The sequence below is a fragment of the Streptomyces sp. 2131.1 genome (assembly GCF_900105515.1).
Classification (GTDB): domain Bacteria; phylum Actinomycetota; class Actinomycetes; order Streptomycetales; family Streptomycetaceae; genus Streptomyces; species Streptomyces drozdowiczii.
Genome location: NZ_FNSY01000001.1, coordinates 6,861,764 through 6,874,263, shown reverse-complemented (window position 1 = coordinate 6,874,263; position 12,500 = coordinate 6,861,764). Strand labels below are relative to the sequence as shown.

At 71.8% G+C, this 12,500-nt stretch carries 12 protein-coding genes, 1 tRNA gene and 1 pseudogene; 12 read left to right on the top strand and 2 right to left on the bottom strand.

What is annotated here, in order from left to right:
• The first annotated feature begins 2 nt into the window (after positions 1–2).
• From BLW14_RS30545 to BLW14_RS30535, 3 genes are all read left to right on the top strand, one after another.
• On the top strand, positions 3–509 hold the full coding sequence (locus BLW14_RS30545; RefSeq protein ID WP_177154151.1) for a mycothiol transferase: 507 nt from the start codon (positions 3–5) through the stop codon (positions 507–509).
• A gap of 68 nt (positions 510–577) precedes the next feature.
• On the top strand, positions 578–1,078 hold the full coding sequence (locus BLW14_RS30540; RefSeq protein ID WP_093710338.1) for a DUF2975 domain-containing protein: 501 nt from the start codon (positions 578–580) through the stop codon (positions 1,076–1,078).
• Positions 1,078–1,329, top strand: a complete 252-nt coding sequence (locus BLW14_RS30535; protein WP_018524384.1) for a helix-turn-helix domain-containing protein — start codon at positions 1,078–1,080, stop codon at positions 1,327–1,329. Before BLW14_RS30540 ends, BLW14_RS30535 begins: the two co-directional genes overlap by 1 nt.
• A gap of 16 nt (positions 1,330–1,345) precedes the next feature.
• On the opposite strand, the gene BLW14_RS30530 is transcribed toward BLW14_RS30535, so the two are convergent.
• Positions 1,346–1,945, bottom strand: coding sequence for a GOLPH3/VPS74 family protein (locus BLW14_RS30530; RefSeq protein WP_093710337.1), 600 nt, complete (start codon positions 1,943–1,945; stop codon positions 1,346–1,348).
• 226 nt (positions 1,946–2,171) lie between these two features.
• Between BLW14_RS30530 and BLW14_RS30525 the strand changes: the two genes are divergently transcribed.
• The 3 genes from BLW14_RS30525 (at position 2,172) to BLW14_RS30515 (ending at position 5,386) form a co-directional block, all read left to right on the top strand.
• A tRNA-Gln gene (locus BLW14_RS30525) sits at positions 2,172–2,243 on the top strand.
• Between the two features lie 3 nt (positions 2,244–2,246).
• The gene (locus BLW14_RS30520; RefSeq protein WP_093710336.1) at positions 2,247–4,547 is read left to right on the top strand and encodes a hypothetical protein; all 2,301 of its coding nucleotides are present in this window, start codon (positions 2,247–2,249) and stop codon (positions 4,545–4,547) included.
• Between the two features lie 116 nt (positions 4,548–4,663).
• Positions 4,664–5,386, top strand: coding sequence for a type 1 glutamine amidotransferase (locus tag BLW14_RS30515; protein WP_093710335.1), 723 nt, complete (start codon positions 4,664–4,666; stop codon positions 5,384–5,386).
• Positions 5,387–5,417: 31 nt separating this feature from the next.
• Here the strand turns inward: BLW14_RS30515 and BLW14_RS30510 are convergent, their stop codons facing one another.
• The gene (locus tag BLW14_RS30510; RefSeq protein ID WP_093710334.1) at positions 5,418–6,248 is read right to left on the bottom strand and encodes a hypothetical protein; all 831 of its coding nucleotides are present in this window, start codon (positions 6,246–6,248) and stop codon (positions 5,418–5,420) included.
• Positions 6,249–6,384: 136 nt separating this feature from the next.
• On the opposite strand from BLW14_RS30510, the pseudogene BLW14_RS30505 reads away from it, so the two are divergent.
• The 6 genes and pseudogenes from BLW14_RS30505 (at position 6,385) to BLW14_RS30480 (ending at position 12,496) form a co-directional block, all read left to right on the top strand.
• Positions 6,385–7,221, top strand: a pseudogene (locus tag BLW14_RS30505) (ABC transporter permease).
• A gap of 93 nt (positions 7,222–7,314) precedes the next feature.
• Positions 7,315–8,358: an ABC transporter substrate-binding protein gene (locus tag BLW14_RS30500; protein ID WP_093710333.1), complete on the top strand. Its 1,044-nt coding sequence runs from the start codon at positions 7,315–7,317 to the stop codon at positions 8,356–8,358.
• A gap of 35 nt (positions 8,359–8,393) precedes the next feature.
• Positions 8,394–9,404 carry a FecCD family ABC transporter permease gene (locus BLW14_RS30495; protein WP_093710332.1) on the top strand — a complete coding sequence of 337 codons (1,011 nt, stop codon included), beginning with the start codon at positions 8,394–8,396 and terminating at the stop codon, positions 9,402–9,404.
• The gene (locus tag BLW14_RS30490) at positions 9,401–10,480 is read left to right on the top strand and encodes a FecCD family ABC transporter permease (RefSeq protein WP_093710331.1); all 1,080 of its coding nucleotides are present in this window, start codon (positions 9,401–9,403) and stop codon (positions 10,478–10,480) included. The genes BLW14_RS30495 and BLW14_RS30490 overlap by 4 nt, the downstream gene beginning before the upstream one ends.
• Positions 10,477–11,310 (top strand): ABC transporter ATP-binding protein, encoded by an 834-nt coding sequence (locus BLW14_RS30485; RefSeq protein WP_093710330.1) that lies wholly within the window; start codon positions 10,477–10,479, stop codon positions 11,308–11,310. The genes BLW14_RS30490 and BLW14_RS30485 overlap by 4 nt, the downstream gene beginning before the upstream one ends.
• A gap of 118 nt (positions 11,311–11,428) precedes the next feature.
• Positions 11,429–12,496, top strand: a complete 1,068-nt coding sequence (locus BLW14_RS30480; RefSeq protein ID WP_093710329.1) for a glycoside hydrolase family 43 protein — start codon at positions 11,429–11,431, stop codon at positions 12,494–12,496.
• Positions 12,497–12,500 lie beyond the last annotated feature (4 nt).

The window sequence follows — 12,500 nt, the reverse complement described above, 5'->3', positions numbered from 1 at the left end:
CCGTGTCCTTTACATCGAACCCCGAAGTGCAGGCACTCCTGTCGTGCCTGGACGGACAGCGCCGACACATCCTCGGCATACTCGACGGCCTGGACCAGGAGGCCCTGCGACGGCCTGTGCTGCCGTCCGGATGGAACTGCCTGGGGCTCGTCCAGCACCTCGCGCTCGACGTCGAGCGGTTCTGGTTCCGTGCCGTATGCGCCGGTGATGCCGCCGTCGTCGAAGCCCTCGACGACATCGACGACGCCTGGCGGGTCGGCCCCGACGTACCGCATACCGAGGTGCTCGACCGGTACCGCGCGGAGGCGGGTCTCTCGAACGCCGCCGTCGCCGCGGCGGACCCGGACGCCACTCTCGCGTGGTGGCCCCACCACCTCTTCGGCGAACCGCACTTGCACACCGTCCGGGACGTACTGCTCCACGTCATCACCGAGACCGCGTGCCACGCCGGGCACCTCGACGCCGCGCGGGAACTCGTGGACGGCCGGCGCTGGATGGTCCTGACCTGAAGAACCCCATTCCACGTTCTATCGAGAAACGATAGATTAGAATCGAATCTCGACAGAAGGAGGGGTCCATGGGAAAACCGACAGCGCTCGCTCTGCGCTCGGTGATCGTGGCGTTGCTCGTCGGCTCGGTGTGCCTCCAGGGGGTGATGGGGGTGCTGCTGTTCCGCGACGGAGGTGAAGCCGGCGGCGACACCGCGGACTTCCCCCTCGTCCCCGTCGCGCTGATCATCGTCCTGGGGGTCGCCTGCGCCGAGACCGTGCTGGTCTCCGTGTGGCGGCTGCTGACGATGGCTCGTGGCGGAACGGTCTTCTCGCGCCCCGCCTTCCGGCACGTGGACAGAGTGACCGGCGCTTTCGGGGGAGCCGCCGTCCTGCTGTGGGTGCTCGGGGCCGTCCTGGCGCCGGGTGAGGCCGTCGCACCGGGCGTCGTCCTCCTGATCGGCGTGGCCGGCCTGGCGGTTCTCGGGGTCGCACTCATCGTCCTCGTGCTGCGGGTGCTGCTCGCTCAAGCGGTCGCGCGTGATCTCGAGGCCTCGCGGATGCAGGCCGAGCTGGCCGGGGTGATCTGATGCCGATCGTCGTCGACATCGACGTGATGCTGGCCCGGCGCAAAATGTCCGTCGGCGAACTCGCCGAACGCGTCGGGATCACCCCGGCCAATCTGGCCGTCCTCAAGAACGGCCGCGCCAAGGCCGTGCGCTTCGCCACCCTCGCCGCGCTCTGCGAGGTGCTCGACTGTCAGCCGGGAGAGCTGCTGCGCTGGGAGGCCGCGGACGAGTTGGACGGCCTGCCCGCCCAGGACGCACCGGTCCCCCGCTGAGGGCGCGGGGCCCGGCTCACGGGCCCCGCCAGACGTTGGCGAAGGCCGCGTTCTCGATGCTGCGCCTCTGGCGTACGGCCTCCAGCTCCATCAGCGAGTCGTGAACGGCCGCCACCACGATCGTCGCCGTCTCGTCGTCGAAGCCGGGCTCCTCGTCGGCCTGTCCGTCCCCGATGCCCACGGCTGAAGCCAGGGCGGTGAGGACTGGTTCGTTCTCCTTCCAGCGGCCGGCCGCGCGGCTCCGCGCGGGCGTGTCGGCCGGTTGCACACGGTCCGATCCGAAGGACAGCCGGCCGGTCCGCTTCTGCGTCAGCTCGCCGTCCTCCTCCAGGGCCGCCTGGTACGTGGCCGCCAGGTCTTCGCCCCGGCGCCAGAGCCAGTCCTCGACCCGCTCGTACGGCGCCTCGCGGACGAGCCCGTCGGCCGCGGCGCGCATGAGCCGGTCCTCCGGCGCCGCGGGCTCCCCCGGCATGATGCGGTCGCCCTCCACGACGACCGCGCCCGACCCGGCGAGATCGATCAGCTCGGCTCCCGCCAGGGCGAGCGACAGGTCGCCCTGGCCCACGGAATGCTCAGGGTTCATGGCGATGATGAACAGATCTTTCGCCGTGGTCATGAACGGCCTCCTCTGAAACATCGACGAAGGTCAGCGCCCGTCGGCCGGCCCGGCCCGTGCGGGGCCGTCCACGAACGGACGGCTGTCACGATCAGTATCGCGCCGTTTCGCCGAGCCCGGGGCGTCTCGACCCACCCGGCTCGTCCACGTGCCCCGGCGCGTACATATGACGCTCCGAAAAGCCGGTTGTGAAGTGATCACCACGACGCCTATCATCGACAACCGACGACGTGTAGCTCAGCAGTAGAGCGCCGGGCTCTGAACCCGGAGGGCGCAGGGGCGGAACCTGCCACGTCGGCTTATGAATGACAACGCTGAGCAGCAGCCCCTCACCGTGACCACGTCCTATCCGGAAAGCCTGCTGGCCCAGGCCTTCGTGACGGCGCTGACCCATGAGGACGCCGACACCCGGCAGCGCGCCGAGGCGCGTGGGCAGCGCTGGCGGCAGGTGCTCTCAGCCATGACCGCGGGCCGGGTGACGGTCGGTTCGCGTACACCCGTGACCGGGTATCCGGCCTGGGTGACCCCCGAGGTGATGCGGGGCGGCTTCTCCACCGGGGCCGTGAGCGCCGGTGGCCCGTTGCAGGCCCACGAGACCGATGCCGCACGGACTTTCGGCGTACCGGCCGAGCGGCGCGCGCTGTTCGCGTACTGCCTCACCGAGCCGGGGCTCGCCCGGCTGTGGGACCTGCTGGACAGCGGCGGGTACGAGATCGGTGTGCCCGAGGAGGCCGCGCTGCTGACCGTGGCGTGGCTGGTGCGCCACGGCGAGAGCGACGCGGCGGCCGACCTCGTGGCGGAGCTGGAGCCGTTCGCCGACCGGCTGCGCTTCCTGCCCCGCCCGGCCGTCGCATCCGCATCGGCCGCCGGTGCGGCGGTCCACCGCCGTACCGTCTCCGACGCCGTCGACACCTTGGTGCGGCGGCGGCCCAACGCGGCCGTCGAAGCCCAGCGCGAGGCACTCGCCGTGTGGCAGCCGTTCGGGGACGAACTGCTCGTTCACTGGCTGCGGAACGCCGGGGACGGCCAGGTACTGGAGGCCGCCCCCGACGCCGACTGGCTGGCCCGGGGGCAGGCCCTGCTCGGCCGGTACCGGGTGCTCGCGGAGCAGCACACCCTGTGCACCAAGCACCGCAAGCCCAAGGAGAACCTGGGCATTCTGCGCGGGGCGCTGGAAGAGGTCGTCGCCGGACGGCCGTTGGAGGCGCGCCGGCTCGGTCTGCTGCGGCACGCCGTGCGGTCCATGGTCCAGCGGCGCGGGCTGCCGGGGTCGGAGGCTCACACAGCCCTGCGCCGGGGCCAGGCCGACCATGCGGCGCGCCCCTCCCACTACGCCCTGGTCCAGCTGATGCTGGGCCGGCTCGCCGTGCTCCCTCAGGATGGCGGAATCACCGATGTCACCGCGCTGCTGGGCCCGGTGAGCGGGGAGGAGAGCCGGGAAACCGGTCTGCCCGCCGGAGCCGTCGTACCGGCCGGGATCGGCCAGGCCGTCGAGTCCGCGATGAGCGCGCCGCTCGACACGCTCGTCGAGCGGGGAGTCGTTCCGTCCGCCGAGATGATGGCCGAGCTGGTGCCCCAACTTGTCGCCGCCGCCACGGCCCACGCGTACGGCGACGAGGCGTTGCGGGGTGTGATGGCGGCGAACTACCGGGCGTTCCGCAAGCGCCGCTCCCTGCTCCTGCTCGACTTGGCGCAGCAGGTGCGCGTCGAGGAACTTCCCTGGGTGCGGGCGGTGTCGGGGCAGCGGTCCGCCGTACTGGGCGCGTCGGACGACGAGGGCGCGCTCGCCGTGCTGCGGCAGGTCGGTGAAGTGGCCGTGCAGGCCTTCCCGGGAACGCTTCTGCCCAATCCCCTGGTTCGCGAGTTCGGTGTGCTGGGCCGGAACTGCGATCTCGGGGTGCCGTTCGTGGAGGAGCTGGCCGCCGACATCTTCATGGGCACGTTCGGCCCGAAGTTCCTCAAGGCGGCGCGGGTGGCCGCCGAACTCCTGCGCGGCACGCTGTACGAGCGCTACTACGGCATCGACTACGCGGCGATCCGCAACCTGGCGATCGTCACGGCGGGCCAGGCCCTGACCGGCTCGGCCGGTGCCCGCAGCCATCCCGGGTTCGCGGCGCTGTGCGCGGAGCGGGCCGCGGTGACGTCGCGGCACTGGTCCGTCGCGGCGAACGGGATGGTGATCGAGCAGGCGCAGATCCTCACCACCCACAACCTGGCCACGCTGGTCGACCGGGTGGGTATCGTCCCGCGGTCCGGGTGGGCCGATCTGGCGGCCGAATGCTTCGTGACGGTGTGCCGGCTGACCGCCCGGGTCCACCACAACCCGCGCCCGCTGCGCACGATCAAGGACGCGGCGTACGCGTGGCGCCAGATGATGTTCTACCTGTCGCTGTGCCCGCCGGCCGAGCAGCGGCGGTTCCTCGCGGGCCTGGAGGCCGAGACGGGCCGCCACCCCGCCCAAGTGGCCACCCGGCTGGCCCCGGTGCTGGCGGGCCTGGCCCTGGTCGCGGAGGGCGCCGCGTTCGGCGAGGACGGGACGGCGGAGGCGGGACGCGCCCGCCGCTTCACGGGGTGGACGACCGAACGGCACTGGATGCGGTGAAGTCGGGGCGGGGCGGCGCGGCAGCCTCTCCGACCGCCGCGTCCACCACACCCATCGCTCCGCCCCCTGTCCCCCAGCCGGCGTTCGTTAGAGTTCGGCCGAGCGTAGGGGAGGCGATGTCCGTGTCCGTCCTGGTCGTGCAGAACACGTCGTACGGGGGTCCCGGCCGGCTCGGGGCGTGGTTGGGCGCGGCAGGGCTCGAACTGGAGGTGCTGCGGCCGTACGCGGGTGAGGAGTTGCCCTCCGGTCTCGGGGGCCGGCCGCTGCTCGTGCTCGGTGGCGGTTTCCTTCCCGACGACGACGCACGCGCGCCCTGGCTCGCCGCCACCCGTCGCCTGGTGGCGCAGGCGCTGGCGGACGGCACACCGATGCTGGGGATCTGCCTGGGCGGTCAGATGCTCGCCCAGGTGGCGGGCGGGACGGTGCGCGCGTCGTACGGCGAGCCCGAGTACGGCAGCACGGCCATCCACCTGCGCCCCGAAGCGGTGGACGACCCCCTTCTCGCGGGCCTGGGTGAGACGGTGCCCGCGATCGAGCGGCACGTCGACGCCATCACACGGCTTCCAGCGGGGGCGGTCTGGCTCGCTTCCGGTGACAGCTGCCCGTACCAGGCCTTCAGGGTGGGCGAACGGGCCTGGGGCGTGCAGTTCCACCCCGAGGCGGAAGCCCGGAACATCAGTGCGTGGGACCGGACTTGGCTGACCGCCCAGGGCATCGACCGGGACCTGCTCCATGCTCGGGCCGTGGCCGACGAGGAGGCCGCCGTCGCGACGTGGTCCGTCTTCGCCGAACGGTTCGCGGGCGTGTGCCGTTCCGCGGGGCGGGCGCGTCGGCCGTAGGAGCCCGTGCGTCCAGGGCCTGTCCGGCGGATCATGGCTGGGGTCGCGACCCTGAACCGCCGGACAGGTCCTGGCGCGGCTCGTTCGCGTAGACGAACGCCGCGCAGTGCTCGTCCACGTCCTTCCCGCCGTGCCGGGCCCGCAGCGACAGGTCCGAGGCCAGTCTCCGCGCGAGCCCCCGGGCCTCACCTCGCGGCGCCGACCCCTCCACGTACTCCAGAAGTGTGCGCAGCGCGTGCAACTCGCCCGTGCGGAGGGCCATGTCGACCACCTCCTGCTCCCCCGCCGCCAGAGCGCTCCGCACACGCCTCCCGTACGCGTCGGCGCGCAGGCTCGCGAACCGACGCTCGTGATCACGGGGTTGGGCCGCGCCCTCGTACGTGTCGAAGACCGAGAGCCGCCCCAGCAACGCCTCCGGATCCGTGTGGGACGTGCGGTAGAACGGCCGGTCCTCGCTGCCCGCGAAGTACGGGTCGAGCCGGGCCTCGGAGAAGAACGCGGCGACCCGGCCGGGTTCGGGCGTCAGGCCGCCGCCCATCCAGCGGGCGGACTCGTGCAGACCCTGGCCCGAGCCCTCGGGTATGCAGAAGAAGCACCAGCCCGAGACCCCGCACCAGAGCAGCCCCGCGTCCCGGCCCCCGCCGAAGGCGGCCCGGCAGAACCCGCCGGTGAACTCCACGCTCCCTTCCACGTCCGCGCCGAAGTCGTCCTGACTGTCGTCGTCATAGGCCCCGTACGCCGAGATCGCGGCCACGGGCAGACCCTCGTCGAGGAGCCGGCCCGCCACGGTCGCCATGTAGTGGCCGATGGCGGATTCGAGGTCGTCCCTCACCTGCTGAGCGTCTTCCTGATCGTCGGTCACGCCTGTTCTCCCGATTCGACTCCGGTCGCGGTTCCGCCTCAGAGCGGTTCCCCGAGATCGCGCTCGTACACCGCGGACGCCCTTCACCACGCCGGTAGCCTGCGGGTTCCGCTTCCGACGCCGAGGAGGAGAGCTCGTGAAATCCGCGTCCGCCGCGCTGCTGCCGGTCAATCCGGTGCTCGGCTGGGTCCTGGCCGTACTCCTGGCCGTCGCCGTGGTCGTCACGGCGACGGCGCGGCTCTCGCCGGACCATGGCTTCGGCCGCGGCCGAGGTGCTGACCGCCGGGGCGCGGGCCGCCGGGGCGCGGGCCGCCGCCCAACTGGCGGCCGTCTCCGCCGTCATCGGGTGGGTCGTCCACCACGAAGCCGCCCTGTTCGGCTTCGTGCTGCTGATGTACGCGGCCGCGGTGCGCACCGCGGGCCGCCGGATCACCTCCGACTCCACCTGGTGGTGGGCCGGGATGCCCATCGTGGCCGGGGTCCTGCCGGCCGTCGTACTGCTGCTGGCCACCGGGCTGCTCCCGCCGCGCGGTATCGCGCTCATTCCCGTGACCGGCATCCTGATCGGAGGCGCGCTCACCGCGACCGTCCTGGCCGGGCGTCAGGGCCTGGCCGCTCTCGAACAGCGGCACGGTGAGGTCGAGGCGGGGTTCGCCATCGGTATGACGGAGCGCGACGCCCGGATCGAGACAGCCCGCCCGGCGGCCTCCGACTCCCTGGTCCCCGGTCTGGATCAGTCCCGTACCGTCGGCCTGGTCACCCTGCCCGGCGCATTCGTCGGCATGCTCCTGGGCGGAGCGGACGCGCTGACCGCCGGGGCCGTCCAGCTCCTCGTCCTCACGCCCTCATGGCCGTGCAGGCCGTCGCCGTGACCGTCACCCTCGAACTCGTCGCGCGGGCCCGGATCACCGCACCCCGCCGCGGTGCGGCGGCCTCCCCGGCACGGCGCACACGGTTCACGCGACGCTCGTGAGCGGTCTTACCCCGTGTACATCCCATGGATAGCGTTGGCATAAGGTGAGGCTCGCCTAATCTTTTGAGGCTGAACAGAACGAGGAGCACGCTCATGTCACACCGGCGCCGTGGTACAGCCGCAGTCGCCCTCGCCGTCGCTGCCGCGCTGTCGCTGGCAGCGTGCGGCGCCGACTCCTCCGGGAAGGACGGCGGCTCGTCCTCCCAGGGGTCGAAGGACTCGAAGTCGGTCGCCAAGGGCGGCAAGGACTTCGGCGACGCGGCCGCGAAGACCGCGGCCCTCGGCACGGACGCGAAGCCCGGTCAGTGGCCGCGTACGGTCAAGCACGCCATGGGCAGCACCGAGATCAAGGAGCAGCCGAAGCGCGTCGTCGTGCTCGACGTCGGTGAACTCGACAACGTGGTCTCGCTCGGTGTGAAGCCGGTCGGTCTCGCGCCGACCGAGGGGTCGCCGGAGCTGCCTTCGTACCTCAAGAAGGACGCGGGCACGCCGAAGAACATCGGCACGATCAACAGCCTCAACCTGGAGGCGATCGCCGCGCTCAAGCCCGACCTGATCCTGGGCAGCCAGCTGCGCGCCGCCAACTCCTACGACGAGCTGTCGAAGATCGCGCCCACCGTCTTCTCCATCCGGCCCGGCTTCACGTGGAAGGAGAACTACCTCCTCAACGCCGCCGCACTGGACAGGACCGCGCAGGCCGAGGCGAACCTGACCGCGTACAAGAAGAAGGCGAAGGCTCTCGGGGACAAGCTCGGGGCGGACAAGCCGACCGTGTCGATGGTCCGCTACCTGCCCGACGGCCTGATCCGGCTCTACGCCAACGACTCGTTCATCGGCACCATCCTCAAGGACGTCGGCATCCCGCGCCCGAAGAACCAGGACATCGCGGACCTGGCCGCCGAGGTCAGCGCCGAGAACATCGACCAGGCCGACGCCGACTACATCTTCACGGGCGTGTACGGCGATGTGAGGGCCACGGACAAGAGCAAGGCGCAGGCCAACCCGCTGTGGAAGAACCTGAAGGCGGTCAAGGACGGCCACGCCTACGACGTACCGGACGAGACCTGGTACCTGGGTCTCGGTGTCACCGCCGCCGACGTGGTGCTCGACGACCTCGAGAAGCACCTGACGGCCTGAGGCCGCGGACCGAGAAGAGAGAGTGAGCCCGGCGCATGTCGCCACCCAACCTCACCCGCCGGCGGGCGGGCTGGCTGCTGGCCGGAGCGGCGATGCTGCTGGTGGCCGTCCTCCTGAGCCTCATGGTCGGCAGCCGCCAGGTAGCGCCGGGCGACGCGCTGCAGGCCCTGTTCCACGACGGCGGCAGCGACGACGCCCAGGTGGTACGCGCCCTGCGGGTGCCCCGGACGGTGGTCGGCGTGCTCGCGGGGGCCGCGCTCGCTCTCGCGGGAACGGTCATGCAGGGGATCACCCGCAACCCCATCGCGGAGCCGGGCATCCTCGGCGTGAGCCAGGGCGCCTCGGTCGGCGTGGTGGCCGCGATCGCGTTCTTCGGGGTGCACTCGCTGAACGGCTACGTGTGGTTCGCGTTCGCCGGTGCGGCGCTGGCCGGAGTGGGTGTGTACGCGGTCGCCAGCGGCGGGCGCGGCGGGGCCTCGCCGGTCAAACTCGCCCTGGCGGGGGCCGCGATGAACGCGTTCCTCGCCTCGCTCGTGTCCGGTATCGCCACGACCAATGCGCGAGCTCTCGACGAGTTCCGGTTCTGGCAGGTCGGCTCGATCAGTGGCCGCGACGGTGAAGTGATCGGCCAGGTATGGCCGTTCGTGGTCATCGGGATGATCCTGGTCGCGGTGATCGCCCGAGGGCTGGACGCGCTCGCGCTGGGCGACGACGCCGCGCGCAATCTCGGCAACGACGTCGGGCGGCTGCGGGCCCTCGGTGCGCTCGGTGCGACCGTACTCACCGGGGCGGCCGTGGCCTCGGTGGGACCGATCGCGTTCACCGGCCTGGCCGTCCCGCACATCGCGCGTGCCCTGGTGGGCACGGCTCACCGCTGGGTGCTGCCGCTGGCGGCCATGCTCGGTCCGGTGATGATCCTCGGCTCCGACGTGCTGGGGCGCGTCCTCTTCCCGCCTTCGGAGGTGCCGGTGGCGGTCATGACCGCGCTGATCGGTGTGCCGTTCCTGATCGCGCTGGTCCGGCGCCGGAAGGTGGTGGCCGCGTGAGCGACCTCGAAGCCACCGTCACCCCGCGTCTGCGCCCCGGCGGGCATGCCGTGCTGCGGCGCGGGCGGGCGAGTTTCCTCGTACACCGCCGCGCGGCCGTCGTCGCCGTGGCGCTGGCGGTGCTGCTGGCGTGCGCGGTCGTGGCCTACCTGTGCGTCGGCGAGTCGTTCGTGGCGCCGTCGGAGGTCGTACGCGTGCTGTTCGGGCGCCCGAGCCCCGACGAACTCGTCGTGGGAACGCTGCGGTTGCCGCGTCTGGTCGTGGGCATCCTCGCGGGGGCCGCGTTCGGTGTCGCGGGGGCGCTGGTGCAGACCGTCGCCCGCAACCCGCTGGCCAGCCCCGACGTCATCGGCGTCACGCACGGGGCGGGCGCGGCGACGGTGGCAGCGCTGAGCTTCAACGCGGTCGCCGCCGACGCGCTGCCCTATGTCTCCGTCGCCGGCGGTCTGGCGGCGGCCCTGCTCGTGTACGTGTTCGCGTGGCGGGGCGGACTGCACTCCTCCCGCTTCGTGCTGGTCGGCATCGGTGTGTCGGTCGCGCTCGGGTCGCTGACCCAGCTGCTGCTGACCAAGGGCGACTATCTGGTCGCCCAGCAGGCCAAGGTCTGGCTCACCGGCTCGCTCAACAGCCGCGGTTACGAGGAGGCCGGGCCACTGGCCCTCGTACTGCTGATCGGCCTGCCGGCGGCCCTGTGGGCGGCGCGGGCGCAGCGCGGGGCGTCGTTCGACGACGACACCGCGACGGCGCTCGGCGTCCGGCTGGGCCGGGTCCGGCTCGGGCTGACCGCGCTCGGCGTGGTCCTGGCGTCGGTGGCCACCGGCGCGGTGGGGCCGGTCGACTTCGTCGCGCTGCTCGCCCCGCAGATCGCGCGCCGGCTCACCCGCACGGCCCAGACCCCGCTGCTGTCGTCGGCGCTGGCCGGGGCGCTGATCGTCGTGGTCGCGGACCTGCTGGCCCGTCGCCTGTTCTCCCCGATCGAGCTGCCGACCGGCGTCCTCACCGCCGTGGTGGGCGCGCCGTACCTGATGTGGCTCATCGTCCGTACCCGCAGCCGTTCCGGAGGCACCCCGTCATGAGCCGTCCGTCCGCCAGCCGACTCTCGGCGCGCGACCTCACCCTGGCCTACGAGGACCGCACGGTCGTCGAGGGCCTGGATCTCGAGATACCCGACGACAAGGTGACCATCGTCGTCGGGCCCAACGCCTGCGGGAAGTCGACGCTCCTGCGGGCGCTCGGCCGGCTCCTCAAGCCTCGGCGCGGTGCCGTGCTGCTGGACGGCGCCGAACTGGCCGGCCTCCCCGCCAAGGAGATCGCGCGGCTCGTCGGTGTACTGCCGCAGTCCCCCACGCCGCCCGACGGCATCACCGTCGCCGATCTCGTGGCGCGGGGCCGCCAGCCGCACCAGAAGTGGTGGCAGCAGTGGTCGGAGGCCGACGAGCACGCCGTGGGCGAGGCTCTGGAACGTACGAACACGGCCGCCCTCGCGGACCGCCTCGTGGACGAACTCTCCGGCGGGCAGCGCCAGCGCGTGTGGATCGCCATGGCCCTGGCGCAGGACACCGAACTGCTGCTGCTCGACGAGCCCACGACGTACTTGGACGTAGCCCATCAGGTGGAGGTCCTGGACCTGGTGCGCCGCCTCAACGTGGAGCGCGGCCGCACCGTCGTCGCCGTGCTCCACGACCTCAACCAGGCCATCCGGTACGCCGATCACCTCGTCGCCATGAAGGACGGCCGCGTCGTCGCGCAGGGTGCGCCGGACGAGGTCGTCACGACGGAGCTGGTCCAGGAGGTGTTCGGGCTGTCGTCCGTCATCATCCCGGACCCCGTCACGGGTGGCCGGCTCGTCGTGCCGGGGTACAGCCGGCAGCCGTCGGCGGCGACGGCGAAGACGATCGCGCGCTGACCGCGGGCGTTCGTGAGTCCGCCCGGGAAGGGCGCGACGGAGTTGACATGCCCACGCCTCTTTCTGGATAGGGTCGGAGTGTCAGCCCGACCCCGACCCCACACGGGAAAGAGGAACCATGAGACTTCCTCGTACGTCCGGCATCACGGCCTTCGCGCTGTCCGTACTCCTGGCCCTCACCATGTCGCTGATGACCGCCCCCTCGGCGCAGGCCGGCCAGACCGGCATCCGCGGCGCCGACCCGAGCGTGCTCCGCGTGGGCGGGACGTACATCTCCGTCCAGTCGACCGGCGCCGGCATCAACGTCCGGCAGGCGTCCTCCACCGGCGGTCTGGCGTCGGCCGCGGCCCGGCAGGTGTGGTCGGACACGGGCAACCTGGGTGAGGTCTGGGCCCCGGAGATCGTGCGGGACGGCGGCCGCTACTACATCTACTTCTCGGCCGGCCGCGGGGCGGCGCACCGCATGTACGTGATCGGCTCCGCCTACCCGGACAGCGGGTACGGCGCCGCGACGAAACTCGCCCTGCCCGACGACAAGTGGGCGATCGACGGCACCCTGTTCACCTTCAACGGCCAGCGCTGGTTCGTCTGGTCCGGCTGGGCCGGCACCACCAACGTGGAGCAGAACCTCTACATCGCCCGGATGAGCAACCCGACCACCCCCACGGGCGGGCGGTACATCATCTCCCAGCCGAGGGAGAGCTGGGAGCGCGTCGTCGGCAACCCCTTCATCAACGAGGGCCCCGAAGCGATCAGGGACCCGAACGGGCAGCTGCACATCACGTACTCCGCCAACGGCAGCTGGAGCGAGCAGTACTGCATCGCGGAGCTCCGGCTGAAGGCGGGCGGCGACCCGACCTACGTATGGGACTGGTACAAGTCCAACGGCTGCCTCTTCGGCTCCAACCGCGCGACGATGATGGCCGGCTGGGACCCCACTCTGTACGTGAACGGTCCCGGTCACCACACCTTCGTCCTGCTCGACGGCGACATCGCCACCAGCCCGCCGGCCGGGCCCACGTTCCCCCTGATGTACCACGGAGTCCCCAAGGGAACCCCGTACAGCTGGGAGAACCGCTCCTGGTACACCGGCTCCTTCTGCTGGTGGGGCAACACCACCTACAGCCGCGCCAACGTCCCCGGCGCGAACACCGACACGGGATGGAGCCTGAAGTTCTTCGAGTGACCTC